The sequence below is a fragment of the Streptomyces sp. NPDC038213 genome (genome assembly GCF_055600495.1).
This window is the reverse complement of sequence record NZ_JBVJYM010000004.1, coordinates 325,666-349,816: the sequence shown is the minus strand read 5'-3', so window position 1 is coordinate 349,816 and position 24,151 is coordinate 325,666. Positions and strand designations below refer to the sequence as shown.

Genomic DNA, 24,151 nt, shown 5'->3' with positions numbered 1-24,151 from the left:
CGCCCGGCCGGCGTCAGATCCGCTCCCCGGCCGCGCCGGGGGCCCCGGCCCGCGGCCCGCCGAAGGTGTAGGGCCGCTCCGAGGCGTCCCAAGGGTCCCAGCCGGGGTCCCCGGACACCGCGAAACGCACCCACGCCGCGTGCATCTCGTCGGCCAGCTCCTGCGGCGGGTTCGGCCCGGCCAGCCAGGAGGCCTCGGGGGCGTCGAGCGTGTCGAAGACGAAGCCGAGCTCCAGCGCGTGGCAGGAGCCGAGGCCCGGCACCCCGGAGCTCCAGGCGAACTCGTACACGTGGCAGGGCGCGGCCCCCCGGGAGCCGGCCAGGGCCCGCAGCGGTTCGCGCAGCAGGTGGTCGGTGAGGAGGACGCCGAGGACCTCCCCGGCCCCGGCCCGCGGGTCGGCGGCGCGCCGGGCCCGGATCTCGGCGAGCCCGCGCCCGCTGCGCAGCATGGCGCCGGCCAGGGTGAGCGGGCCCATCCGGTCCAGCCGCGGCAGCAGCCCGGTGGGGGCCAGCCACAGCCGGTACTCCTCGGCGGTCCAGCCCATGAGCAGGGGTACGCCGGCCCCGGCCCGGCCCGCGACCAGGGCGGCGAGCGGGTCCTCGGGCACGGCGTCCCCGTCCGTGACGATCCCGAAGGCGGCGCCGCCGATCAGCGGGCTGGAGCGGCGCAGCACCGCGGCCTGGGCGGCCAGCAGGGTGCGGCGGTCGGCGGCGGCGAAGGCGGCGGCCGTGGCGGGGAGCTTCAGCCCGGAGGCCATCCGCCGCACCATGGCACGCACCTTGTCCCGGGGCAGCGCCTCGGGGGCCCCGCTCTGGAGGGCGGCCTGCCGGAACAGCCCGGCGGCCCGCGGGGAGGCGAGCAGGACCCCGGTGCTGATGGCCCCGGCGGACTCGCCGAACACGGTGACCCGGCCGGGGTCGCCGCCGAACTGCGCGATGTTGTCCCGGACCCACTCCAGGGCGGCGATCTGGTCGAGGAGCCCGCGGTTGTGCGGGGCGTCGGGGAAGACCCCGAAGCCCTCGACGCCCAGCCGGTAGTTCACGGACACCAGTACGATCCCGTCGCGGGCGAAGGCCCGGCCGTCGTAGACGGACACGGCGGAGGAGCCCCGGGTCAGGGCCCCGCCGTGGATCCAGACCATGACGGGCAGCCGCGCCCCGGGGCCGGGCTCGGGGGTCCACACGTTCAGGTTGAGGCAGTCGTCGCCGGGGACCTCGGGGTCCGGCAGCAGGGAGGCGAAGGGCTCCGGGTAGGGGACCTTGGGGGCGGTGGGCCCGAAGGCCAGGGCGTCGCGGACCCCGTCCCAGGGGCGCGGGGGCGCGGGGGCGGCGAAGCGGTGCGGGCCGAAGGGCGGGGCGGCGTACGGGATGCCCCGGAAGACGGCGATGCCGTCCTCGATGCGGCCGCGGACCCGGCCGTGGCGGGTGGCGGCCTCGGTGAAGCGGCCCGCGGCCCGCGGGGCGGGGCCGTCCCCGCCGCCGCCCACGGCCTGCGCGGCGCCTATGTCCGTACGGTCCATACCCGGCCCCGTCCTCCCTGTGCACGCCTGTCCCGTACACGCGTTCTGCCATCCCAGCATCCCCGGCGGCCCGCCACCACCCGCACCCGGGGGCGGTACGGGCCCCCGCGCGCCCCTGCGGGGCCGTGCACCGGCGCCGCCCGCCCCTACGGGTGATTCGGCGTGACCTGCGGCCGTACGGGTGGTTGAGCCCTCAGCCGGGCCCGCCGCCCGGCTCCCGCCCACCGACACACACCGTGAGGCTCCCATGCGCTACTACGGCACCCTCCTCCTGGCCGCCGCGGCCGCCGCGGCCACCGGGGGCACGGCCCACGCGGCCGGCCCCGACTTCCAGTACCTGGGCAGCGACGACAAGGTCCACGCCATCCAGCGGGCCGAGGGCTGCTTCGCCGCCCAGGGCGGCGGGGGGCACGGGGTGGTGAACCACTCGGGCCGCGCCGCCCTGCTCTACCCGACCGCGGACTGCTCCGGGCCCGCGGTGGCCACCGTCCCGGCGGGCGGCAGCGCGCCGGTGCGCCCGTACTTCTCCTCCGTGGGCTTCCCCGTCACCAGGTAGGCGCAGCGGCCGTGACCATGCGGCGGCGGAGGCGTTGTATGCCATGTCAACGCCGCAGGACTCCTGCGGCTCTTCACTTCTCAAGGAGATCTCGATGTCGCGTATCGCGAAGGCCGTTGCCGTCACCGCCGCCGCCGGCGGTGTTCTGGCCGCCGGTGCCGGGCTGGCCGTGGCCGACGCCGGAGCGCACGGCGCTGCGGTCGGCTCCCCCGGCGTCGCGTCGGGCAACGTCGTGCAGGTCCCGGTCAACGTGCCGGTCAACGTGTGCGGCAACACCATCAACGTCATCGCGCTCCTGAACCCGGCGTTCGGCAACACCTGCATCAACGACGGCGGCGACAAGCCGACCAACGGCTACGGCCACTGAGCTCCCCCTCCCGGGTGAAGCTCCCGGCCCCCCACCGCAGTGCGGTGGGGGGCCGTCCCGTGCGCCCGCAGCGCGTCCGGGGCCGCGGGGCGGCCCGACACGGGCGGTGCTAGACCTCGTAGCGGTAGACGCCCTGGTGGCTGAGGAGGTCGGCCGGGGTGAGGTCCCAGGGGGGCATCCGGTCCCCGGCGGTGAGGACCCGGCCGTACTGGCGGTCCCAGCGGTCGAGGGGGCCCGCGGGGAGGTAGCCGGAGCCGGGGTGGCGGGCCTGCCAGCGGTCCCAGACCAGGTCGACGAAGGCGTGGTGCAGCCAGAACACGGGGTCGTTGGGCGCCGTGCCTCCGGTCATGTGCCCGCCGATCCACTGGTGGACCTTGTTGTGGTTGCGCCAGCGCTCGCTGCGCGGGGCCGCCCAGCCCTCCAGCTTGTTGCGGAAGCCGCCGGCCCCGGCGGTGGAGTCCCAGGGGGAGGTGTCGTACTGCGGGTCGTCGAGGGCCCACTGGAGTTCGGAGGCGGTGGGCAGGGTGATCGGCTGGTGCGGGCGGCCGAGGTTGCGGGTGAGGTAGGCGCCGTCGGTCACGCCGACGGTGATGTTCCAGTTGCCGGTGTCGTGGGCGAAGGGGCCGGTCATGACCTTGCGGTCGGAGGCCCGGCCGGTGCCGCCCATGAAGTCCTCTCCCCACAGGGCGGAGGCCGGGCTGCGGTCCGCGGTCCAGTCCCAGTACGGCACGGAGACCTGCGGGTCGAGGGCGCGCAGGGCCCGCTCGAAGTCCAGCAGGTACTGCCGGTGCCAGGGGAAGAACGAGGGGGACATGTGGCCGACGCGCAGCCCGTCCTCGTCGTCCGGGACGAAGTACCGGTCGTGGGTGCGGACGAACTCGTCGTAGGTGCCGTTGCGCTTGAGCTCCAGTACGGCGGCGACGAAGCGCTTGCGCTGCGCGGCGGTCAGGTCCTTCTGGTTGCGGCGGGTGTACACGCGCGAGGATCTCCCCTTCTCGTTGCGTCAGGCGCGGTGGCCGGAGGCCGCCGCGAGCTGGGCCGTGCCGATCTCGTCCACGGCGGCGCGGGCCAGGTCGAGCGGGGTGTCGAAGGACTCGAAGTGGTTGACCCCGCTGAGGTAGCTCCCGTCGGCCCGGCGCATGACGTGCAGCGGCCGGCCGTCGATGTGGACGTGGACCGCCTCGCGGCCGCCCGCGGGGACGGGCGCGGAGCGGTACGCCGCGATGTGCCGGCCCCGGTAGGTCTCCTCGAAGAGCGGTACGGGGGCCCCGCCGGGCGTGGGCCCGGGGGCGACGGCGCTCTCCACGGACTGCCGGGAGCGGACGACGGGCGCGAGCGCCGCCGCGGTCGCGGCGACCACGGCGGCGCTGAACGCCGAACGGAGCACGGTGCGCCGGGTGGGGGCGTACCACCGGGGGGACTGCGGGCTCATCTGCTCTCCTTCGCCGGGTTCGCGTCAACCGCCTCAGGCGGACTAACGCCCCGGTGCGGCCGAAGTCACCGCGCGGCCGGCCCCCGCGGCCGCCCCGGCTCCCGCGCGGTCCCCTCCCGGCTCACCGCACGGGCGCCGGGAGCCCGGCGAGGGCGGCGATCCGGGACCGGTGGGCGCCTGCGGTGCCCAGGGCCAGGGCGTCGCTCTTGGCGCGCTTGAGGTAGAGGTGGGCGGGGTGCTCCCAGGTCATGCCGAGGCCGCCGTGCAGCTGTACGCACTCCTCGGCGGCGCGGACGGCCGCCCCGGAGCAGAAGGCCTGGGCCAGGGCCACGGCGAGGTCGGTGCCGGGACCGCCCCCGGCGAGGGCACCCGCCGCACCGCGGGCCGCGGCCCGGGCGGAGGCGGTCTCCAGCCAGAGGGCCGCCAGCCGGTGCTTGACGGCCTGGAAGGAGCCGACGGGCCGGTTGAACTGCCGGCGGGTGCGGACGTACCGGACCGTCTCGTCGAGGCACCACTCGGCGGTCCCGAGCTGTTCGGAGGCGAGCAGCCCGGCCCCGGTGCACAGGGACCGCCGGACGGCCCCGGCCGCCGCGCCGGGTCCGGCGAGGAGTTCGCCGCGCGCGCCGTCGAGCACGACCCGGGCGAGCGGCCGGGTCAGGTCGAGCGGGACGAGGGGGCTGACGGCGGCCTCCGCGCGCGGTACGGCGTACAGGCCGGTGTCGGCGGGGACCAGGAGGACCCCGGCACCGGCGGCCTCGGCGACCGGGGCGGCGCTGCCGTGGAGGCGCCCGCCGCCGGTGTCGCGGAAGGGGACGGGCAGCGGGCTCCACGGATCCGCGGTCAGGGGCAGGGCGAGCGCGGCGGTGGTGGCGCCCGCCGCGAGGGAGCGCAGCAGGGGGCCGGCGGCGGCGCTCTCCCCGCGGCAGCCGAGCAGGGCCGCGGTGGCCAGGACGGAGCTGGTCAGGTAGGGCAGGCGGGCGGCGGCGCGGCCGAGCTCCTCCAGGACGACGGCGGCCTCGCGGGGGCCTGCGCCCTGGCCGCCGAGCTCCTCGGGGACGAGGAGGCCCGCGGCCCCGACCCCCCGGGCGAGCAGCGCCCAGAGCCCGGGGTCGTGGGGATCGCCCGCCTCGGCCCGGCGCAGGGCCTCGGCGCGGTCGCCCGCCTTGTCGGCGAGGAGGCCGCGCACGGAGGCGCGCAGTGCGGTCTCGGCCTCCGAGTACAGCAGGTCGGGGGTGTGCGTCACCGGTCGAGCTCCTTCCAGGGCAGGTCCTTGTCGTCGCGGGGTTCGGGCGGCAGTCCGAGGACGCGTTCGGCGACGATGTTGAGGAGCACCTCGCTGGTGCCGCCCTCGATGGAGTTGCCCTTGGCGCGCAGGTAGCGGTAGCCGGCGTCACGGCCGGTGAAGTCGACGGTCTCGGGGCGGCTCATGGTCCAGTCCCCGTACAGGAGGCCCTCGCCGCCGAGGAGTTCGACCTCCAGGCCGCTGATCTCCTGGTTGAGTCGGGCGAAGGAGAGCTTCAGCCCGGAGCCCTCGGGGCCGGGCTCCCCGGCGGCGAGCTGCTGGCGCAGCCGCTCGGCGGTGAGCCGGGCCACCTCGGCCTCGACCCACAGGCCCAGGAGTCGCTGGTGGAGCTCGTGGGTGCGCAGGTCGGGGCGCTCGCGCCAGAGGGCGCAGACGGGCCCGATCATGCCGCCCTCGCGGGGCAGCCGCATCCCGCCGATGGAGACGCGCTCGTTCATGAGGGTGGTGCGGGCCACCTCCCAGCCCTGGCCGACGGCGCCGAGGCGGTGGGCGTCGGGGATGCGGACCCCGGTCAGGAAGACCTCGTTGAACTCGGCCTCGCCGGTGATCTGCCGCAGCGGGCGGACCTCCACGCCGGGGTCGGTCATATCGCACAGGAAGTACGTCAGGCCCCGGTGCTTGGGCAGGGCGGGGTCGGTGCGGGCCAGGAGGATGGCCCAGCGGGCGGTGTGGGCGCTGGAGGTCCACACCTTCTGCCCGTCGACGATCCAGCCGCCGTCCCCGTCCGGGACGGCGCGGGTGGCCAGGGCGGCGAGGTCGGAGCCGGCGCCCGGTTCGCTGAAGAGCTGGCACCAGACCTCCTCGCCGGTCCACAGGGGCCGCAGGAAGCGGCGCTTCTGCTCCGCGGTGCCGTACGCGAGGAGGGTGGGCGCGGCCATGCCGAGACCGATGCCGATCCGCCGGGGGTCGTTGTCGGGGGCGCCTGCGGCGGCGAGGAGGGAGTCGACCACGGGCTGGAGGCTGCGGGGGGCGCCGAGTCCGCCGAGGCCCCCGGGGTAGTGGACCCAGGCGAGCCCGGCGTCGAAGCGGGCCCGGAGGAAGGCGGCGGGGTCGGTGCGGGAGGGCGGGTGCGCCGCGAGGAACCTCTCGGTGCGCAGCCGGACTTCGGCGGCCCCGGGGTCGGTGCCGTGCGGGTGGGCGGCCAGCGGGTGCGGGGCGGGCGGCTCTGTCGCGTGGGCGTCGGGCGCGGGCGCGTCCTGCGGCCCGGCGGGCGGCTCGGGGCTCACCGGTGCGCCCCCTCGCCGGGGAGGACGGCGATGCGGCCGGTGGTGGCGCCGTCGGCGAGCCGCTGGACGGCGTCGGCCGCGGCCGCGAGCGGGACGCGTTCGCTGACCAGGGGGCGGAGGGCGCCCTCCCCGCAGAGCCGGGTCAGCTCCTCGTGGCAGGCGCGGACCGCGGCGGGGTCCTGGGCGGCGTACAGGCCCCAGTGCAGGCCGAGGACGGAGTAGTTCTTGATCAGGGCGTGGTTGAGGGCGGGGGCCGGGACGGTGCCGCTCGCGAAGCCGACGACGAGGATGCGGCCCTCGAAGGCGACGCACTTCGCGGAGGCGGCGTACGCGTCCCCGCCGACGGGGTCGTAGACCACGTCGGCGCCCCGGCCGCCGGTGAACTCCTTGACGCGGGCGGCGATATCGGCCGGGGCGGCCCCGGTCCGGTCGATGACCAGCTCGCAGCCGAGCTCCTCGGCGGTGCGCACCTTGTCCCGGCCGCCGACGACCCCGACGACGCGGGCTCCGGCGGCCCTGCCGAGCTGGACGGCGGCGCTGCCGACCCCGCCGGCGGCGGCGTGGACGAGGAGGGTCTCGCCGGGCCGGATCCGGGCCCGGCGGTGCAGGCCGAACCAGCCGGTCTGGTAGCCGATGTGCAGGGCCGCGGCCTCGGCGTCGTCGAGGGCCGCGGGGGCCGGGAGCAGGGCGGACTCGTCCGCGAGCACGTGGGAGGCGAAGCCGCCGTGCGGCAGGCGGGGGGTGGCGATGACGCGGCGGCCGTCCCCGGTCTCGGCGCAGACCTCGACGCCGGGGGTGAAGGGCAGCGGGGGGCGGACCTGGTAGTGGCCCCGGCACAGCAGGGCGTCGGGGAAGTTGACGTTGGCGGCGAGGACCCGCAGGCGGACCTGGCCGGGTCCCGGTTCCGGCAGGGGCACCGTGTCGAGGCGCATGGCCTCGCGGGGTTCGCCGTGGGTGTGTACGCGCCATGCCTGCATCATGCGGGGCCTCCAGCGGCCTTCGGGGGACCGTGCTCGCGGGCATACTAAGCGGTTGCTTGGCCATCGGGGAACCGCGGCATCCGCATCGTCCGAAAGCAGTTGACGCCATTCCGCCCCGGTCTGCCCCCTCAGCGGGCAACATGATCGGCGCAAGGACCGATCACTACGGGGGACCACCGCATGAGCATGAAGAAGAGCATGTCCGTGTGCGCTGCCGCAGCCGTACTCGCCGGCCTGGTGTCCGTCGCGGCTCCCGCCGCCGCAGCCGACGCCGGTACCGGTACCGCGTCTACGGCCGCCTGCACCCCGCGGATCAAGGTGCTGAAGCCGCTCGCCTCCGCCGAGCAGGGCGCCCACGACGCGGACGCGGTCCTGGCCCTGGGCCGCGGGAACCTCGCCGTCGGCCGGTCGGCGGACAAGCCCGTCTACTGGACCGGGACCACCGTGCACCGGATACCCCTGCCGGGCGCCGGGGACGGGGGCGCCGTCCTGGCGGTCAACGCGGGCGGCCTGATGGTCGGCCAGTTCCGCGCGGAGGGCAGCCAGACGGTCCGGGCCTTCAGCTACCGGCCCGGCGACGCCGCCGTCACCCTGCTGCCCGAGGCCCACTGGCGCCGGCACATGGACGTCAGCGACTCCGGCACGATCGTCATGACGAAGGCCGACGGCACCGGCGCGGCCCTCTCCGGCGGGCAGGAGCGGCTGCTGGAGCTGCCCGCGGACAGCGGCCCGGGCACCCGGCTCCAGCGGGTCGCCGCGGTCAACACCCGCGGCGACATCGTCGGCGTGGCCGAACAGGACTACGAGGTGCCCGAGTCGGGCCAGCACATCGAGCGCACGTACCCCGTGCTGTGGCCGGCCGGCGGCGGGCCCGCGCGGGCCCTGCCCTCGTACACCTCCGGGTTCTACACCGCCGAGGTCCAGGACATCGACGACCGCGGCCGGATCGTCGGCTACACCTGGCTGGGCCCCTGGCACGAGTACAGCCCCTCCTACCAGGACGCGCCGTACGGCGCCGCCGCGGCCGACCCGGGCCGGCTGGCGGGCTTCCCGTACGGGACCTTCGAGGCGGTCAGCCCGACGACCGGGGTGAGCGTGGGGGCGGCGAAGCACCACCCGGAGGAGAGCACGGTCCCGGACCAGGCCCAGTACTGGCCCGGCTCCGGCCCGGTGCTGGCGCTGCCGCGGCTGGCGCCGGACGGGGCATCGGCCGCGGAGGCCGTCAACGACGGTGACCGCGTGGGCGGTTACGCGGTCGACGGGCAGGGCAAGCGCAAGGCCGTGGTGTGGACCTGCGCGAGCCGGCAGGCCTACCTGCCGCAGTAGCACCCGGGCGGCGCAGGCGGGCGGGCCGCGGGCCTGGCGGTCTGCGGCCCGGCACGCTATCGATGCCCCATGAGCCCGTCCGGAGACCGCGAAGAACGCGAAGCACGCGAACACCGCCAAGACCGCGGCGAGCGCGTGGACCGCGAAGACCGCACCGACCACACCGACAACAAGGACCGAGAAGACCGAGAAGAGCGCGGCAGCCGCGCCGGGACCGCCGGCCGCCGGGGCCCGGCGGCCGGTCTGCCCGCCCCGCCCGCGCTCGGGGCCAGCGCCCTGCCCTCCCGTACGTTCGAGGGGGTGGCGGTGCTGGTCACCGGGGGCGGGACGGGGCTGGGCCGAGCCATCGCGGCGGAGTTCGCGCGGCTCGGCGCCCACCTGGTCCTCGCGGGCCGCCGCGCGGACCCGCTGGCGGCCGCGTGCGCGGAGCTGGAGCAGCTCGGCGAGGGGGGCAGGACGGCGGCGGCCGTCTGCGATATCCGCGACCCCGGGCAGGTCGCCCGGGCCCTCGACACGGCGGAGGCCGCCTTCGGGCTGCCCGGCGTGCTGGTGAACAACGCGGCCGCGAACTTCCCCGTACCGGCCGAGGACCTCTCCCCCAACGGCTGGCGGGCCGTCGTGGACACCACGCTGACCGGGACCTGGTTCGCCACCCGCGAGTTCGGGCGCCGCCACCTCGCGGCCGGGACCCCGGCGTCCGTGGTCAGCATCGGGGCCTCGTACGCGTGGACGGGCGGGCCCGGCTTCGTGCACAGCGCGGCGGCCAAGGCGGGGGTCAAGAGCCTGGTCGAGACCCTGGCCGTGGAGTGGGGCCCGTACGGCATCCAGGTCAACGGTCTGGTGCCGGGGCTGGTGCCGCACGGGGACATGACCGCGGACATCCTCGGGGGGCTGGACCGCTCCGGGCCCGCCGCGCTCGACGGCCGGCAGCCCGCCCTGCGGGTCGGGCTGCCCCGCGAACTGGGCTGGGCCGCCACCTTCCTCGCCTCCCCGTACGCGCGGTTCATCACCGGGCACACCCTGGTCGTGGACGGGGCCAACTGGCAGCGGCGGTCGCTCGTGAACCCGGAGGTGGTGCCCGTCCGCGAGCAGCTGGACCGGGGGCCCTTCGAGGGGTGAGCGCGGACCCGGTCAGGTGCCGCGGAACTCCGGGGTGCGGCGGGCCGCACCCGCCGCGTAGCCCTCGCGGCAGTCCTCCGAGGCGAGGGTGAGGGCGGCGGTCATCGCCGTGCGCTCCAGGGCGGCCGGGAGCTGGGCGTCCGCGAAGGAGTCCACGGACCGCTTGATGCCCTGCACGGCCAGCGGGGCGTTCGCGGCGATCTCCGCGGCCAGGGCCCGGCCCGCCTCCCGCACCTCCTCCGCGGGGACGACGAGTTGGACGAGGTGGAGGCGCTCGGCGGTGCGGGCGTCGATCCTGCGGCCGGTCAGGGCCAGGTACTTGGCCCAGCCGGCCCCCGCCTCGCGGGCGATCCGCAGGTCGCCGCCGGCGTCGACGGCCACGCCGAGGCGGGCCTCGGGGAGGGCGAAGACGGCGTCCTCGGCGGCCACCCGCACGTCCGCCATGAGGGCCAGTTCGAAGCCGAAGCCGAGGCAGTAGCCCTGCACGGCGGCGACCACGGGCTGCGGGAGGCGGGCGAGGACGGCGAAGCGCTCGTGGACCCAGCGGATGCCCTCGTAGTAGTTGCGGGTGCGCTGGGCCCCGGACTCCCCGGTGATGGCGCCGCCGGGGGCGGTCACGTCGATCCCGGCGCAGAAGGCCCGGCCCTCGGCCTGGAGCAGGACCGCCCGGACGGCGGGGTCGAAGCGGATCCGGTCGGCGAGCAGGCCCAGTTGGCGCGTGGACTCCCAGCTCCAGCCGTTGAGCCGCTCGGGGCGGCAGAGGGTGAGGGCCGCGACCCCGTCGTCCCCGACCTCGAGGCGGATGCGCTCCTCGCCCTCCGCGATGTCCGTGCCGATCGTGTCGATCACCGTACGGGCCCCCTACTCTGACGGATCGTCAGAATAGGGGGCGGGGCTCAGCGCGGGAAGAGTTCGAAGGGCACCGCCGGACGGCCGCCGAAGCGGTCCGCGGCCCGCCGGGCGCTGTCGGACAGGAAGGTGCGGCAGTACTCCTCGGGCTCCTCGTCGGTCAGCCCCTCGATGTAGGCCCGGTGCTCCAGGAGGGACTGCACCGAGCGCTCCAGGCCCGGGGTCGCGTCGGCGGCGTGGGTGGGCGAGGAGGAGCCGGCCACAGCGACCCAGCGGACCCCGTTCCAGGGCTCCAGCCCCTGGGCGGTGAGCTCCGGGAAGATCCAGCGGTTCCCGGCGTCGGCGGCGGCGTCGAGGGCGGCCCGGCCGACCGCCCGGTGGTCGGGGGTGTTCCAGAAGGCGCCGGGGCCCGGGCCCCAGGTGTCCCGGTGGTTGAGGGTGACCAGCAGCTCGGGGCGGTGGCGCCGGATCGCCGCAGCGATGTCCCGGCGCAGCCCGGGCCCGTACTCGACCACCCCGTCGCGGTGGTCGAGGAACTCGACGGTCGAGACCCCCACCACGGCGGCGCTCGCCCGCTGTTCGGCCTCGCGGAGCGGGGCGCAGGCCTCCGGGTCCAGGCCGTCGATACCGGCCTCCCCCCGGGTGGCGAGGAGGTAGACCACCTCGCGGCCCCCGTCGGTCCAGTCCGCGACGGCGGCGGCGCAGCCGTACTCCAGGTCGTCGGGGTGGGCGACGACGGCCAGCGCGCGCCGCCAGTCGGTGGGCATGGGTTCCAGCTGCTCGGTCATGATCGCCAGCCTAGGCCGTCCCTCCCGGCTCCGGGGGGCCGGTCAGACCTCGTCGCGGACGAGCGCCAGCAGCCGGTCCAGGACGCGCGGGCCGCCCGCCCGGACCCCGTCGTGCTCGAACTCGTCGGTGACCCAGGTCCGCAGGCCCCGCACGGCCGCCGCGGTGTCCAGAGAGTGCGCGGTGTCGACGTACATGTCGTCGTGGTAGACCGCGGCGGCGGCCGGGACCTCGTTGGCGGCGAGGCGCTGCCGGTCGTAGAGGGGCTGCCAGCCGGTCCGCGCGGCCAGGGCGTGGGCGGTCTCGCGGAGCGGGGCGAGGGCGGGGTCGGTCCCGAAGTGCCAGGGGTGGATGGTCTCGCCGGTGAAGAGCAGCGGCTCGTCCCCGGCCAGGGTCTTCCCGGCGTCGAACTGCGGGAATCCGGCCCGGACGCGCTCGGCGGCCCAGCCGGTGGGGCGCTGCGGGTCCTGGGCGTAGATGGCCTCGTGCAGCAGGGCGTACAGGGGGTGTCCCGCGAAGGAGAGCTGGGCGCGTACGGACTCCAGGAAGCCGTCGGCGAGTTCGGGGCCGGAGGCCGTGCGCACGAAGGCGTTCTCCAGCAGGTAGTGGAGCTGGTGGCTGCCGTCGCCGGTGCCGAGGAGCATGCCGAGGGACTGGAAGCCCTCGACGGTCAGGAGGTGCCCGCCGGGCAGCTCCGCGGGGCGTTCGGCGAGGTGGGCGGCGATCCGGCGGGCCCGCTCGGCGTCCATGGGGTAGCGGGCGTAGTGCGCGCGGTTCTTGCGCTCGATGCGGGGGAAGGCCGCGCGGTAGACCGCGTCGGCGTCGGCGTCGAGGGAGGGCAGGCCGCCGGTGACGAGGGCCGCGGCGAGGCCTTCGGGGGCGGCGGAGAGGTAGTGGGTGGTGCAGAACCCGCCGAAGCTCTGGCCGAGCACGGTCCAGGGGGCGCCGCCGGTGAGGGCGGGGCGGATGGCCTCGCAGTCCCTGACGATGGAGTCGGCGCGGAAGTGGGCGAGGTAGGCGGCCTGTTCGGCGGGGGTGCCGCGCAGCGGGAGGGTCTGGCGGCCCGCGGGGGTGGAGCGGCCGGTGCCGCGCTGGTCGAGGAGGAGCACGCGGTAGTCCTGCACGGCGCGGCCGATCCAGGCCTGGCGGCCGGTGAAGCGGCGGGCGCCGAAGCCGGGGCCGCCCTCCAGGTACAGCAGCCAGGGCAGGTCCTGCGGGTCCCGGCCGCTCGCGGTGACCTCGCGGGCGTAGAGCTCGATCTGCTCCCCGTCGGGGGCCGCGTGGTCCAGCGGGACGGTGAACCGGTGGTCGGTGAGGACGGTTCCGGGCTGTCGGTAGCTGCTGGTCACGGGGGTCTCCCTGGTCACGCGGGCACTCGTCGGTACCGGGGAGTCTATGCACCGGGCCGCTCCGCGCGGGATGCGGGGAGCGGCCCGGTGCGCGGGGGTCAGGCCGGGAACTCCACCACCGAGCGGAGCACCTCGCCGCGCTCCATCCGGGCGAAGGCCTCCTCGACCCCGTCGAGGGGGATGGTCTCGGAGACGAAGGCGTCGAGGTCGAGCCGGCCCTGGAGGTACAGGTCGACGAGCACGGGGAAGTCCCGCTCGGGCAGGCAGTCCCCGTACCAGGAGGACTTGAGGGAGCCGCCGCGCCCGAACACGTCGAGCAGGGGCAGTTCGAGCTGCATCTCGGGGGTGGGCACCCCGACGAGGACCACGGTGCCGGCCAGGTCCCGGGCGTAGAAGGCCTGCCGGTACGTCTCGGGGCGGCCGACGGCGTCGATGACCACGTCGGCGCCGAAGCCGCCGGTGAGCTCCTGCACGGCCTTGACCACGTCCTCGGTGCGGCCGTTGACGGTGTGCGTGGCGCCCAGGCCGCGGGCCAGGGCGAGTTTGCGCTCGTCCAGGTCGACGGCGACGATCGTGCCCGCCCCGGCGAGGGCGGCGCCCGCGACGGCCGCGCTGCCCACTCCCCCGCAGCCGATCACGGCCACCGAGTCCCCGCGGCCCACGCCGCCGGTGTTGAGGGCGGCGCCGAGGCCGGCCATCACCCCGCAGCCGAGGAGTCCGGCGGCGGCGGGGGCGGCCGCCGGGTCCACCTTCGTGCACTGCCCGGCCGCGACGAGGGTCTTCTCGGCGAAGGCCCCGATGCCGAGGGCGGGGGCGAGCGGGGTGCCGTCCTCCAGGGTCATGCGCTGGACGGCGTTGTGGGTGGCGAAGCAGTACCAGGGGCGGCCGCGCCGGCAGGCCCGGCAGCTCCCGCACACCGCGCGCCAGTTGAGGACGACGAAGTCCCCGGGGGCCACGGAGGTGACGTCGGGGCCCACCGCCTCGACCACGCCGGCGGCCTCGTGGCCGAGGAGGAAGGGGAACTCGTCGTTGATGCCGCCCTCGCGGTAGTGCAGGTCGGTGTGGCACACCCCGCAGGCCTGGACCCGGACCAGGGCCTCGCCCGGACCCGGGTCCGGCACGAGGACCGTCACCGTCTCCACGGGGGCGCCCTTGGCCCGTGCGATGACACCGCGTACGGAATGCGTCACGTCTACCACCTTCGTCGGATCCGACCGGAACGTTCGAACGTAGCAGGCCCGGGGCCGTGGCGCGCCGGGTCAGCTGCGATAGACCTTCTTGACCCGGCCCTTCTCGTCGGCGTGGACGTACCCGCCCTCGCCGTGCTCGCCGGTGAGGTACGGGCGCACGGAGATGCTGGCGCTGTCGAAGAGCCACGGCGCGACGATGACGTAGCGCGACGTGGGCTTGTCCACGCCCAGTTCCTTCTGGGAGCGGGCCATGAGGGCGGGGAGGATGTCCCAGTCGATCTTGGCCATGTCGATGAGCGGCTTCTCCCGGTCGACGGTGCCGCCGGGGCCGAAGCGGCTGGCGGCGTCCTCTCCGTCGAAGCGGTAGCGGTCGTAGAGCCCGGATCCGGGCTTGGTGGGGATGGAGGCGAGGATGTACTCGTCGTAGACGGTCATCTCGACGAACGAGGTGGTGCCGCTCTCCTTGCGGAAGGCCTCGACGGCGGCGCGGACGCTCGCCGGGGTGATGAGGCTGCCCCCGGCGTCGGGGGCGTCCGTCTCCGTGTCCCCGCCGTCCGGTCCGGCGGTGGTGCCGGCCGCGGTCCCGGTGGTGGTGCCCGCGGTGGCGGCGCGGGCCGGGCCGCCGCCGGCAGGGGACGAGGCCGTCGAGGGGCTCTTGGCCTTGCTGCCGCCGGTGCCGCCGTCCCCGTCGCCGCCCGTGGGCAGCCACTGGAAGGCCGCGAAGCCGGCCGCGGCGACCAGGGCGGCGGCGAGCAGCGCGGTACGGGCCGGGCGGCGCCGGGGCCTGCCGGGGGCCGGGTGCGGTACGGCGGCGGTGCTGCCGTACGGGTTGCCGGGGGCGCCGGGCGCGTACGGGTTGCCGAGGGGGGCGGCCGGGGTGGGCGGGCCGAAGTGGCCGGGGCCGCCGGGCGCCTGGTGGGCCGCGGCGGGCGGGACCGCCGCCGACGGGAAGCCGGAGGAGGGCCCGTACGCGGTGGGCAGGGCGCCGGGAACCGGGGTGCCCGGGCCCGCGGACCCGGCGGCGTACGGCGCGGCGGGACCCTTCGCGAAGGGCTGGGCGGCCGGGAGTCCGGCCGCGGCGGCGGCCTCGTCCAGGAGGCGGGCCAGGCGGGTGCCGTCGGGGCGGGACGCGGGGTCGCGGACGAGGAGTTCGGTGAGGATCCCGGTCAGGGGGCCGGAGCGGACGGGGTCCGGGATGGGCTCGTCGAGGACGGCCACGACCGTGGCCAGGCCGGTGGCCCGCCGGAAGGGGTGGGTCCCCTCCGCGGCCGCGTACATCATCAGGCCGAGGGACCACAGGTCGGAGGCCGGGTTGCCCTCCTCGCCGCGGATCCGCTCCGGGGCGATGTACTCGGGCGAGCCCACCAGGTCGCCGGTGGCGGTTAGGCTGGTGGACTCGCGGAGCACGGCGATGCCGAAGTCGGTGAGGACGGCGCTGCCGTCGGGCCGCAGCAGGACGTTCGCGGGCTTGACGTCGCGGTGCTGCACGCCCTCCGCGTGGGCGGCGCGCAGGGCGGACAGCACGTCGCGGCCGAGCCGGAGCACCTCGGGGACGGGCATCGGGCCCTGCGCGAGCCGGTCGTAGAGGGAGCCGCCCGTGACCAGCTCCATCACGAGCCAGGGGGCGGAGCCGTCGGCGGGCTCGACGATGTGGTGGATCGTCACCACGTTCGGGTGGGCGAGCCGGGCCAGGGCCCGGGCCTCGCGCAGGGCCCGCTCGCGCAGCTGGGCGGAGAGGTCGGGGCGCGCCTGTTCGAGAGCCGGGTCGAGCGGCCGCACTTCCTTCAGGGCCACTTCGCGGTGCAGGGCGATGTCGCGGGCGCGCCACACCGTGCCCATGCCTCCGCTGCCCAGGGGGGAAATCAGTTCGAAGCGGCCGTCGACCAGCCGTCTGCCGGCCTCACTGGTGTTCATGGGCCGTCATCGTACGAGGCGGCGCAGCGCTGCTCCAGCCGGGTGGTCCGGCGGGCGGGACGCGCGTGCCGGAACCCGCCGGGCGGCCGGGAGGCGCCCTTGTATGAGCGGAAGGACAGCGGCCATGGTCCGTACCGGGACGGTGATCCGGGATAAGGGGCCGGCCGGGCGGGCACCAGCAGCGGGAGGTCATGTGGACAGTGCAGCCGAAGGGTCCGGGGCGGGTGCCGGGCGTGACGCGGGGACGGGTGCGCAAGCGGGGCCGAGCCGCCGTTCGGTGCTGCGCACCACGGCGGGCGTGGCGGGGGCCGCGGGGCTGGGGATCGCCGGGCCGGGGGCTGCGGCGGCGGCCGCGGCCGGGCCGGCGCCCGGCGGGTCCGCGGACCCCGCGGGGGCGGTGCCCGGGGCACGGTCCGTGCGGGCCACGATGGCCGGGGTCCCCTTCGAGGGGCGGAGTACCGTGCGGGTCGGGATCATCGGGCTGGGCAACCGGGGCCGGGTGATGGCGGACCTGTTCCTCTCCCTGCCCGACGTGCGGCTGACGGCGGTGTGCGATCCGGTGCGGTCGAAGGCCGAGCGGGCGGTGCGCCAGGCGCAGGCGGCGGGCCGGCCGGCGCCGGCGCTGTACACCAGCGGCGAGGACGACTACGAGAAGCTGTGCGCGCGCGGGGACGTGGACCTCGTGTACGTGGCCACCCCGTGGGAGTCGCACTTCGCGATGGCGCGGGCGGCGATGCTGGCGGGCAAGCACGTCGGGGTGGAGTGCCCGGTGGCGATGGAGCTCGACGAGCTGTGGCAGCTGGTGGACCTGTCCGAGCAGACCCGGCGGCACTGCATGCAGCTGGAGAACTGCTGCTACGGCAGGAACGAGCTGCGGGTGCTGCGGATGGCGCACGCCGGGAAGTTCGGGGAGCTGCTGCACGCGGCGGGGGCGTACAACCACGACCTGCGGGCGCAGATGTTCTCGCCGACCTACTACGAGGGCCCGTGGCGCCGCCAGTGGCACACGCGGCTGCGCGGGGACCTGTACCCGACGCACGGCCTCGGGCCGGTGGCGGGCTACCTGGACGTGAACCGCGGGGACCGCCTGGTCTCGCTGAGCAGTTTCGGGACGGCGGCCCGCGGGCTGGCCGAGTACCGGGAGGCGCACACCCCGGCCGGGGACCCCAGCCGGTCGGAGACGTACGTGGGCTGCGACCGCACGGTCACGATGGTGCAGACGGCCAAGGGGCGGCTGATCCGGCTGGAGCACGACGTGTCGACCCCGCACCCGTACAGCAGGATCAACAGCCTGGGCGGGACCCGCGGGGTGTTCGAGGACTACCCGCCGCGGATCTATCTGGAGCCCGACCACAAGGACGACGTGTGGGCGGACTTCTCGGCGTACGCCGCGGAGTACGACCACTGGCTGTGGAAGGAGCACGCGAACCCGCCGGGGGGCCACGGGGGCATCGACTACCTCATGCTGTTCCGGCTGGTGCAGTGCATGAAGCTGGGGCTGGTCCCGGACTTCGACGTGTACGACGCGGCCGCCTGGTCCGCGCCGGTCCCGCTGAGCCACGCCTCGCTGCGCGCGGGGGGTGCGCCCCAGGAGGTGCCGGACTTCACCCGCGGCGAGTGGCGGCGCTCCCGCCCCGGCCTGGACTCGGCGAAACCGGCGTAGCGGGCGGGGCGCCGGCCCCGGGGGCGGGCGGGGTCCTACTGCGCTGGGCGGAGCCCGGTCTCCTCCCGGGGGTCGATCAGGACGGCGGCGGGTCGGGCTAGCGTGGCGGTCAGGAGCACCCGCATCCACGAAAGGGCTCAGATGACCACCCGCCGTACCGATCTGGTCGAAGAACTGATGGGGAGGTTCCCCGAGGTCCCGCCGGAGGCGGTGATCAAGGAGGACCTGCTGCGCGGGGGGATCGCGTTCGACGAGTCCGCGCTGACCGACAGCGCGGACGGGGCCGCGGGCGAGGTGAAGCCGAAGTCGTACTTCATCTTCTCCTTCGACCACCGCACGCTTCCGGAACTGGGCGCGGCGGCGCTGCGCCGCCCGCCCGAGGAGGTCGTGCTGACCGGCGGCCCGTACGGGCTGCGCCGCACGGTGGTGTCGGTGCGGGTCAACCCGGACTCCCCGTACCGCGTGAAGCCGGACGCGGACGGGGTGCTCGGCCTGTACCTGGACGGGCTGCGGATCGCGGACGTCGGGCTGCCCCCGATGCCGGAGTACTACCGGCACACGCTGGCGGGCGGCAAGTCGGTGATGGAGGTGGCCCCGACCATCCAGTGGGGCTACCTCGTCTACCTGACGGTGTTCCGGGTGTGCCAGTACTTCGGCGCCAAGGAGGAGTGCCAGTACTGCGACATCAACCACAACTGGCGCCAGCACAAGGCGGCGGGCCGCCCGTACACGGGGGTCAAACCGGTCGAGGAGGTGCTGGAGGCCCTGGAGATCATCGACAGGTACGACACGGCGCGCACGTCGACGGCGTACACGCTGACGGGCGGGGCCGTGACCTCGAAGGTCGGCGGGAAGGACGAGGCGGACTTCTACGGGCAGTACGCGCAGGCCATCGAGGAGCGCTTCCCGGGCCGGTGGATCGGCAAGGTCGTCGCCCAGGCGCTGCCCAAGGCGGACGTGCAGCGCTTCCACGACTACGGGATCCGGATCTACCACCCGAACTACGAGGTGTGGGACCGGCGGCTCTTCGAGCTGTACTGCCCGGGCAAGGAGCGGTACGTGGGCCGCGACGAGTGGCACCGGCGGATCCTGGACTCGGCGGAGGTCTTCGGCGCGCGCAACGTGATCCCGAACTTCGTGGCGGGGGTCGAGATGGCCGGGCCGTTCGGGTTCACGGACGTCGGCGAGGCCATCGACTCGACCGTGGAAGGGCTGCGGTACTTCATGGGCCACGGCATCACCCCGCGGTTCACGACCTGGTGCCCGGAGCCGACCACCCCGCTGGGGAAGGCGAACCCCGAGGGGGCGCCGCTGGAGTACCACATCCGGCTGCTCCAGGCCTACCGGTCCACGATGGCGGAGTTCGGGCTGAGCTCCCCGCCCGGGTACGGGCCGCCGGGACCGGGCCGGGCGGTGTTCTCGGTCAGCTCCTTCATGGACAGCCTGCCGGCGCAGGACGGGGAAGCGGCGGCCCCTTCCGCCGGCTGACGGGCGGCCCGCCCCCGCCTCCCGGGCTGCGCCGGGCACCCGACCGGGCGCAGCATGGAAGGAACAGAGGCAGGGAGTCACGGGTGACAGCCGAATCCTTCCGGGCCGGGGAGGCGGGCGGGGGCGGAGCGGGCCGGCGGTCCGGTCCTCCGCCGCCGGAGCCGCGGGGCCTGCTCGACGTGCTCGGCGTCGCGGCGGTGGTCCTGGACGCCGAGGGCCGGATCGTTTTCTGGAGCCCGCAGGCCGCCGAGCTGTTCGGGTACACGGCGGCGCAGGCGCTGGGGCGGCACGCGGGGCGGCTGCTGGTGCACGAGGACCGGCTGGTGCAGGTGGTCGAGCTGTTCCGCACCGTGCTGACCAGCGGGGACAGCTGGGCGGGCGCCTTCCCCATCCGCCACGCGGACGGCCGTACGCGGCTGGTCGAGTTCCGCAACATGCGGCTGACCGACGCCTACGGGGACGTGTACGCGCTCGGTATCGCCGCGGACCACGCGACCGTGCAGCGGGTGGAGACCGACCTCGCGCTGTCGGAGCGGCTGGTGTCGCAGTCCCCCATCGGGCTGGCGGTCTTCGACGCGGAGCTGAAGTACGTGCTGGTCAATCCGGCGCTGGAGCGGATCAACGGGATGCCGGCGGCGGAGCACATCGGGCGCCGGATCCGGGACGCGCTGCCGTCGGTCGACGCGGCCGCCGCGGAGGCGGCGCTGCGCCGGGTGCTGGAGACGGGGGTGCCGCTGCTGGACTGGTACACCGTGGGCCGCACCCCCGCCGATCCGGACGAGGACCACGCCTGGTCGGTGTCGTACTTCCGGCTGGAGGGTGCGCAGGGCCGGGTGCTGGGCGTGGCGGCCTCGGTGGTCGACGTCACCGAGCGGCACCAGGCGGCGATCGACGCGGAGCGGGGGCGGCGGCAGCTGGCGCTGATCGCGGACGCCTCGGCGCGGGTGGGCACGACCCTGGAGGTGGACCAGACGGCGCGGGAGCTGGCGGACGTGGCGGTGCCGGAGCTGGCGGACGTGGCGGCGGTGGACGTGCTCGACTCGGTGCTGTCCTGCCGGCGCCCCGGGGCGCCGGACTACGGTCCGGAGCTGTTCCGGGCGCTGGCGGTGAAGGCCTCCTCCCCCACGGAGGCGCTGGCGGCGGCCGACCCGGTGGGCGAGCCCGCGATGTACGGGGCGGACCGGCTGGTCACCCGGTGCGTGCACACCGGACGGCCCGAGCGGATCACCCGGGTGCGCGAGGAGGACCTGCCGCGGATCGCCCGCAGCGCCGAGGCCGCCCGGATGCTGGGGCGGGCGGGGGTGCACTCGTACCTGGCGGTGCCGCTGATCGCGCGCGGGGAGGTGCTGGGCGCCCTGGACCTGAAGCGGTCCTCGAACCCGCTGCCGTTCGACGAGGCCGACACGGTGCTGGCGTGCGAGCTGGCGGCCCGCGCGGCGGTGGCGATCGACAACGCCCGCTGGTACCAGAGCGTGCGCAATTCCGCGGTCACGCTCCAGCGGAGCCTTCTGCCGGGGCACCCGCCGCACCCGGAGGGGCTGGAGGTGGCCTCCCGCTACCAGCCGGCGCAGGGCGCGAGCGAGGTCGGCGGGGACTGGTACGACGTGATCCCGCTGGCCGGGGACAAGACGGCGCTGGTGGTGGGCGACGTGATGGGCAGCGGGATCGACGCGGCGGCGACGATGGGCCGGCTGCGCACGGCCACCTGCGCCTTCGCGGACCTGGACCTGCCGCCCGAACAGGTGCTCCGGCACCTGGACAAGATCACCTCGGGGCTGGAGCACTACATCGCCACGTGCACGTACGTCGTGTACGACCCGCAGCGGGGCGAGTGCCGCATCGCGAACGCCGGGCACCTGCCGCCCGTGCTGCTGCGGGCCTCGGGGGCCGCGGAGCTCGTCGAGCTGCCGACGGGGGCGCCGCTGGGGGTGGGCGGGGTGCCCTTCGAGACGGTCGGGGTGCCCTTCGGGCCCGGGGACCAGCTGGTGCTGTACACGGACGGGCTGGTGGAGACCCGCCACGACCCGATCGACGAGCGGCTGGCGGTGCTGTGCGGGCTGCTGGACGATCCGGCGCGGGCGCTGGAGGACACCTGCGACCTGCTGCTGCGGGCACTGCGGCATCCGCAGGACCCCGATGACGTGGCCCTGCTGATCGCCCGCAGCCGCCCCCCGGGCGCCGCGGACGGGGCCGGGGCGGCGGGCGGGGCCGGGGCGGCCGACGGATCGGGCGGCACCGGGAGCCCGCCGTGACCCGCCGCCGGGACAGCGTGGCCGGGCAGGTCTTCGCCCTCCAGGCGGTGATCGTGCTGATCGTGGTGGCCGTCGCGGTGCTGGCCCTGGTGCTCCAGGCCCGCAGCGACAGCCAGGGCGACGCCCGCAACCGCTCCCTGGCCGCCGCCGAGGCCTTCGCGCAGGCCCCGGGGCTGGAGGCGGCCCTGCGCTCACCGGACCCGACGGCGGCGCTCCAGGCCCGCGCCGAGGCGGCCCGCCGGGGCTCGGGCGTGGACTTCGTGGCCGTGATGGGCACGGACGGGGTGCGCTACACCGACTCCCGGCCCGAGCTGATCGGCGTACGGGCCACGGGTGACCTGTCGCGGGCGGTCGCCGGGCGCTCCTTCACGGAGGTGTTCCACGGGGAGCCCAGCGACGCCGTGCGGGCCGTGGTGCCCGTACGGGGGGCCGACGGGTCCGTGATCGGCCTGGTCGGCACGGGCGTGGAGGTCCGCAACGTCGGCGAGGCCGTGGAGGAGCAGCTCCCCCTCCTGCTGGGGGCCGCGGGCGGGGCGGTGGTGCTGGCCGTGGGCGGGGCGGCCCTGGTCAGCCGGCGGCTGCGGCGCCAGACCATGGGCCTGGGCGCCGCCGAGATGGCGCGGATGAACGCCCACCACGAGGCCGTGCTGCACGCCGTGCGGGAGGGCGTGCTGATCATCGGGGCGGACCACCGGCTGCTGCTGGCCAACGACGAGGCCAGGCGGCTGCTGGACCTGCCCGAAGACGCCGAGAAGAGGCACGTCGGCGAACTGGGCCTGGACCCGCGGATGGCCTCGCTGCTGCTGTCGGGGCGGTCGGCGACCGACGAGGTGCACCTGGCCGGGGACCGGCTGCTGGCCGTGAACGTGCGCCCCGCGCAGCTGTACGGCGGCCAGTCCTCGGGCACGGTGACCACCCTGCGGGACTCCACCGAGCTCTCGGCCCTCTCCGGGCGGGCGGAGATCGCCCGCAGCCGGCTCCAGCTGCTGTACGAGGCGGGGGTGCGGATCGGGACCACGCTGGACGTGGTGCGGACCGCGGAGGAGCTGGCGGAGGTCGCGGTGCCGCGGTTCGCGGACTTCGTGACCGTGGAGATGCCGGAGCCGGTGCTGCGGGGCGAGGAGCCCGGCGGCGGGGCGCTCACCGAGATGCGGCGGGCGGCGCTGTCCGGGATCCGCGGGCACAGCCCGCTCCAGCCGGTAGGGGACCTGATCCGCTTCGTGGTGCCGACCACGCCGATGGCGGCGGCCCTGGACACGGGGCGGGCGGTGCTGGAGCCGGACCTGTCGGTGGCGGCGGGCTGGCGGGCCCAGGACCCGGAGGGCACCCGCGAGGCCCTGGAGTACGGGCTGCACTCGCTGCTGGCCGTACCGCTGCAGGCCCGCGGGGTGGTCCTCGGGATGGCGAACTTCTGGCGGGCGGACACGCCGGAGCCCTTCACCGGGGAGGACCTGTCCTTCGCGGAGGAGCTGGCGGCGCGGGCCGCGGTCTCGATCGACAACGCCCGCCGGTTCACGCGGGAGCACACCATGGCGGTGACCCTCCAGCGCAGCCTGCTGCCGCGGGTGCTGCCGGACCTGAGCGCGGTGGACGTGGCCTTCCGCTACCTGCCGGCGAAGCCGGGGGTGGGCGGGGACTGGTTCGACGTGATCCCGCTGCCGGGGTCGCGGGTGGCGCTGGTGGTGGGCGACGTGGTGGGCCACGGGCTGCACGCCGCAGCGACGATGGGCCGGCTGCGGACGGCCGTGCACAACTTCTCCACCCTCGACCTGCCGCCGGAGGAGCTGCTGGGCCACCTCGACGAGCTGACGGACCGCATCGACCAGCAGGTCCCCTGGGACGGGAGCGGTGCGGGGGCGGGCACCGGGGCCGGGGCAGGCGCCGGGGAGTCCGGCGCGGCGGGCGCTGCGGGTGGGGAGCAGCCCGGAATCACCGGCGCCACCTGCCTGTACGCCGTGTACGACCCGACCTCGGGGCGCTGCACCCTCGCCAGCGCGGGGCACCCCGGGCCGGCGCTGGTGTACCCGGACGGGCGGGTGGAGTTCCCGGAGGTGCCGGCGGGGCTGCCGCTGGGCGTGGGGCTGGGCGGGATGCCCTTCGAGTCCACGGAGCTGGAGCTGCCTGCGGACGCCCGGCTGGTGCTGTTCACCGACGGCCTGCTCGTGGACCGCAGCCGGGACTTCGACACCGGGCTGGAGCTGCTGCGCTCGGCCCTGGCCCGGGCGGACCGCAGCCCGGAGCAGACCTGCGCGGACGTGCTGGCGGCGCTGCTGGTGCGGGCGCCGAGCGACGATATCGCCCTGCTGGTGGCCGCCGCCCGGCGGACGGCGGCCGAGCGGATCGCCCGCTGGGAGGTGCCCGCGGACGCGGCGGCCGTCTCCCGGATCCGCAACGCCGCCTCCGCGCAGCTGGCGGCCTGGGAGCTGGAGGAGGTCGCGTTCACGGCGGAGCTGGTGTTGAGCGAGCTGGTGACGAACGCGATCCGGTACGGGGGCGAGCCCATCGGGGTGCGGCTGCTGTGCGACCGGGCCCTGGTGTGCGAGGTGTCCGACAGCAGCAGCACCTCGCCGCACCTGCGGTACGCGGCGACCACGGACGAGGGCGGGCGCGGGCTGTTCCTGGTCGCGCAGTTCGCGGACCGGTGGGGGACGCGCTACACGGACCGCGGCAAGGTGATCTGGGCGGAGCTGCCGCTGAACGGCAGGGTCCGGGGCCGGGCGGAGCCGGCGGCCGCGCTGCCGGACCTGGACTCCTTCGAGGACACCGCCTGGTGACGGGCGGCCCCGTCGTGCCCGGACCTCCCGGCACCGGGGCCGGGCGTCCCGCCGGGGC

Annotated in this window: 19 protein-coding genes; 8 read left to right on the top strand and 11 right to left on the bottom strand. The window is 76.1% G+C overall.

All coding sequences use genetic code 11. The annotated features are described in order from the left end of the window. Window positions 1-13: 13 nt before the first annotated feature. Window positions 14-1,519, bottom strand: coding sequence for a carboxylesterase/lipase family protein (locus ACZ7JZ_RS08775; RefSeq protein ID WP_470934917.1), 1,506 nt, complete (start codon window positions 1,517-1,519; stop codon window positions 14-16). Between the two features lie 247 nt (window positions 1,520-1,766). Between ACZ7JZ_RS08775 and ACZ7JZ_RS08770 the strand changes: the two genes are divergently transcribed. Both ACZ7JZ_RS08770 and ACZ7JZ_RS08765 read left to right on the top strand, forming a co-directional pair. Then, window positions 1,767-2,075: a hypothetical protein gene (locus tag ACZ7JZ_RS08770; RefSeq protein ID WP_470934913.1), complete on the top strand. Its 309-nt coding sequence runs from the start codon at window positions 1,767-1,769 to the stop codon at window positions 2,073-2,075. A gap of 94 nt (window positions 2,076-2,169) precedes the next feature. Further along, window positions 2,170-2,442: a chaplin gene (locus ACZ7JZ_RS08765; protein WP_470934910.1), complete on the top strand. Its 273-nt coding sequence runs from the start codon at window positions 2,170-2,172 to the stop codon at window positions 2,440-2,442. A 109-nt stretch (window positions 2,443-2,551) separates the two neighbouring features. Here ACZ7JZ_RS08765 and ACZ7JZ_RS08760 read toward each other — a convergent pair whose 3' ends face one another. The 5 genes from ACZ7JZ_RS08760 to ACZ7JZ_RS08740 all read right to left on the bottom strand — a co-directional run bounded on the left by ACZ7JZ_RS08760 (window position 2,552) and on the right by ACZ7JZ_RS08740 (window position 7,380). Beyond that, on the bottom strand, window positions 2,552-3,418 hold the full coding sequence (locus ACZ7JZ_RS08760; protein ID WP_470934907.1) for a tyrosinase family protein: 867 nt from the start codon (window positions 3,416-3,418) through the stop codon (window positions 2,552-2,554). Window positions 3,419-3,445: 27 nt separating this feature from the next. Continuing rightward, complete coding sequence (locus ACZ7JZ_RS08755; protein WP_470934904.1) at window positions 3,446-3,874, bottom strand: tyrosinase family oxidase copper chaperone; 429 nt, start codon at window positions 3,872-3,874, stop codon at window positions 3,446-3,448. A 121-nt stretch (window positions 3,875-3,995) separates the two neighbouring features. Next, on the bottom strand, window positions 3,996-5,117 hold the full coding sequence (locus ACZ7JZ_RS08750; RefSeq protein WP_470934901.1) for an acyl-CoA dehydrogenase family protein: 1,122 nt from the start codon (window positions 5,115-5,117) through the stop codon (window positions 3,996-3,998). After that, complete coding sequence (locus ACZ7JZ_RS08745; RefSeq protein ID WP_470935253.1) at window positions 5,114-6,322, bottom strand: acyl-CoA dehydrogenase family protein; 1,209 nt, start codon at window positions 6,320-6,322, stop codon at window positions 5,114-5,116. Before ACZ7JZ_RS08745 ends, ACZ7JZ_RS08750 begins: the two co-directional genes overlap by 4 nt. A 77-nt stretch (window positions 6,323-6,399) precedes the next feature. Further along, window positions 6,400-7,380, bottom strand: coding sequence for an NADPH:quinone oxidoreductase family protein (locus ACZ7JZ_RS08740; RefSeq protein ID WP_470935250.1), 981 nt, complete (start codon window positions 7,378-7,380; stop codon window positions 6,400-6,402). 183 nt (window positions 7,381-7,563) lie between these two features. Here ACZ7JZ_RS08740 and ACZ7JZ_RS08735 point away from each other — a divergent pair, with 183 nt between their 5' ends. Both ACZ7JZ_RS08735 and ACZ7JZ_RS08730 read left to right on the top strand, forming a co-directional pair. Further along, window positions 7,564-8,709 carry a hypothetical protein gene (locus ACZ7JZ_RS08735; RefSeq protein WP_470934899.1) on the top strand — a complete coding sequence of 382 codons (1,146 nt, stop codon included), beginning with the start codon at window positions 7,564-7,566 and terminating at the stop codon, window positions 8,707-8,709. Window positions 8,710-8,778: 69 nt separating this feature from the next. Then, window positions 8,779-9,828: an SDR family oxidoreductase gene (locus ACZ7JZ_RS08730; RefSeq protein WP_470934896.1), complete on the top strand. Its 1,050-nt coding sequence runs from the start codon at window positions 8,779-8,781 to the stop codon at window positions 9,826-9,828. 12 nt (window positions 9,829-9,840) lie between these two features. Here ACZ7JZ_RS08730 and ACZ7JZ_RS08725 read toward each other — a convergent pair whose 3' ends face one another. The 5 genes from ACZ7JZ_RS08725 to ACZ7JZ_RS08705 form a co-directional block, all read right to left on the bottom strand. After that, window positions 9,841-10,677 carry an enoyl-CoA hydratase/isomerase family protein gene (locus ACZ7JZ_RS08725; RefSeq protein ID WP_470934893.1) on the bottom strand — a complete coding sequence of 279 codons (837 nt, stop codon included), beginning with the start codon at window positions 10,675-10,677 and terminating at the stop codon, window positions 9,841-9,843. 47 nt (window positions 10,678-10,724) lie between these two features. Next, complete coding sequence (locus ACZ7JZ_RS08720; RefSeq protein ID WP_470934890.1) at window positions 10,725-11,465, bottom strand: PIG-L deacetylase family protein; 741 nt, start codon at window positions 11,463-11,465, stop codon at window positions 10,725-10,727. A gap of 42 nt (window positions 11,466-11,507) precedes the next feature. After that, window positions 11,508-12,812 carry an alpha/beta fold hydrolase gene (locus ACZ7JZ_RS08715; protein ID WP_470934887.1) on the bottom strand — a complete coding sequence of 435 codons (1,305 nt, stop codon included), beginning with the start codon at window positions 12,810-12,812 and terminating at the stop codon, window positions 11,508-11,510. 98 nt (window positions 12,813-12,910) lie between these two features. After that, complete coding sequence (locus ACZ7JZ_RS08710) at window positions 12,911-14,002, bottom strand: S-(hydroxymethyl)mycothiol dehydrogenase (RefSeq protein WP_470934884.1); 1,092 nt, start codon at window positions 14,000-14,002, stop codon at window positions 12,911-12,913. Window positions 14,003-14,071: 69 nt separating this feature from the next. Continuing rightward, window positions 14,072-15,916: a serine/threonine-protein kinase gene (locus ACZ7JZ_RS08705; protein ID WP_470934881.1), complete on the bottom strand. Its 1,845-nt coding sequence runs from the start codon at window positions 15,914-15,916 to the stop codon at window positions 14,072-14,074. 193 nt (window positions 15,917-16,109) lie between these two features. Between ACZ7JZ_RS08705 and ACZ7JZ_RS08700 the strand changes: the two genes are divergently transcribed. From ACZ7JZ_RS08700 to ACZ7JZ_RS08685, 4 genes are all read left to right on the top strand, one after another. Then, entirely contained in the window at window positions 16,110-17,579 is a 1,470-nt protein-coding gene (locus ACZ7JZ_RS08700) for a Gfo/Idh/MocA family protein (RefSeq protein WP_470934878.1), read from the top strand. A 141-nt stretch (window positions 17,580-17,720) separates the two neighbouring features. Then, entirely contained in the window at window positions 17,721-19,067 is a 1,347-nt protein-coding gene (locus ACZ7JZ_RS08695; protein WP_470934875.1) for a radical SAM protein, read from the top strand. Window positions 19,068-19,150: 83 nt separating this feature from the next. Further along, window positions 19,151-21,319, top strand: a complete 2,169-nt coding sequence (locus ACZ7JZ_RS08690) for a SpoIIE family protein phosphatase (protein WP_470934872.1) — start codon at window positions 19,151-19,153, stop codon at window positions 21,317-21,319. After that, window positions 21,316-24,093: a SpoIIE family protein phosphatase gene (locus ACZ7JZ_RS08685; RefSeq protein WP_470934869.1), complete on the top strand. Its 2,778-nt coding sequence runs from the start codon at window positions 21,316-21,318 to the stop codon at window positions 24,091-24,093. The genes ACZ7JZ_RS08690 and ACZ7JZ_RS08685 overlap by 4 nt, the downstream gene beginning before the upstream one ends. Window positions 24,094-24,151: the final 58 nt, after the last annotated feature.

What these genes read in the sequence shown, in the direction of transcription:
- ACZ7JZ_RS08740 (WP_470935250.1), bottom strand. Translation starts at nt 7,380, where the DNA reads ATGCAGGCATGGCGCGTACACACCCACGGCGAACCCCGCGAGGCCATG.
- ACZ7JZ_RS08730 (WP_470934896.1), top strand. Translation starts at nt 8,779, where the DNA reads ATGAGCCCGTCCGGAGACCGCGAAGAACGCGAAGCACGCGAACACCGC.
- ACZ7JZ_RS08765 (WP_470934910.1), top strand. Translation starts at nt 2,170, where the DNA reads ATGTCGCGTATCGCGAAGGCCGTTGCCGTCACCGCCGCCGCCGGCGGT.
- ACZ7JZ_RS08755 (WP_470934904.1), bottom strand. Translation starts at nt 3,874, where the DNA reads ATGAGCCCGCAGTCCCCCCGGTGGTACGCCCCCACCCGGCGCACCGTG.
- ACZ7JZ_RS08735 (WP_470934899.1), top strand. Translation starts at nt 7,564, where the DNA reads ATGAGCATGAAGAAGAGCATGTCCGTGTGCGCTGCCGCAGCCGTACTC.
- ACZ7JZ_RS08705 (WP_470934881.1), bottom strand. Translation starts at nt 15,916, where the DNA reads ATGAACACCAGTGAGGCCGGCAGACGGCTGGTCGACGGCCGCTTCGAA.
- ACZ7JZ_RS08775 (WP_470934917.1), bottom strand. Translation starts at nt 1,519, where the DNA reads ATGGACCGTACGGACATAGGCGCCGCGCAGGCCGTGGGCGGCGGCGGG.
- ACZ7JZ_RS08695 (WP_470934875.1), top strand. Translation starts at nt 17,721, where the DNA reads ATGACCACCCGCCGTACCGATCTGGTCGAAGAACTGATGGGGAGGTTC.
- ACZ7JZ_RS08770 (WP_470934913.1), top strand. Translation starts at nt 1,767, where the DNA reads ATGCGCTACTACGGCACCCTCCTCCTGGCCGCCGCGGCCGCCGCGGCC.
- ACZ7JZ_RS08720 (WP_470934890.1), bottom strand. Translation starts at nt 11,465, where the DNA reads ATGACCGAGCAGCTGGAACCCATGCCCACCGACTGGCGGCGCGCGCTG.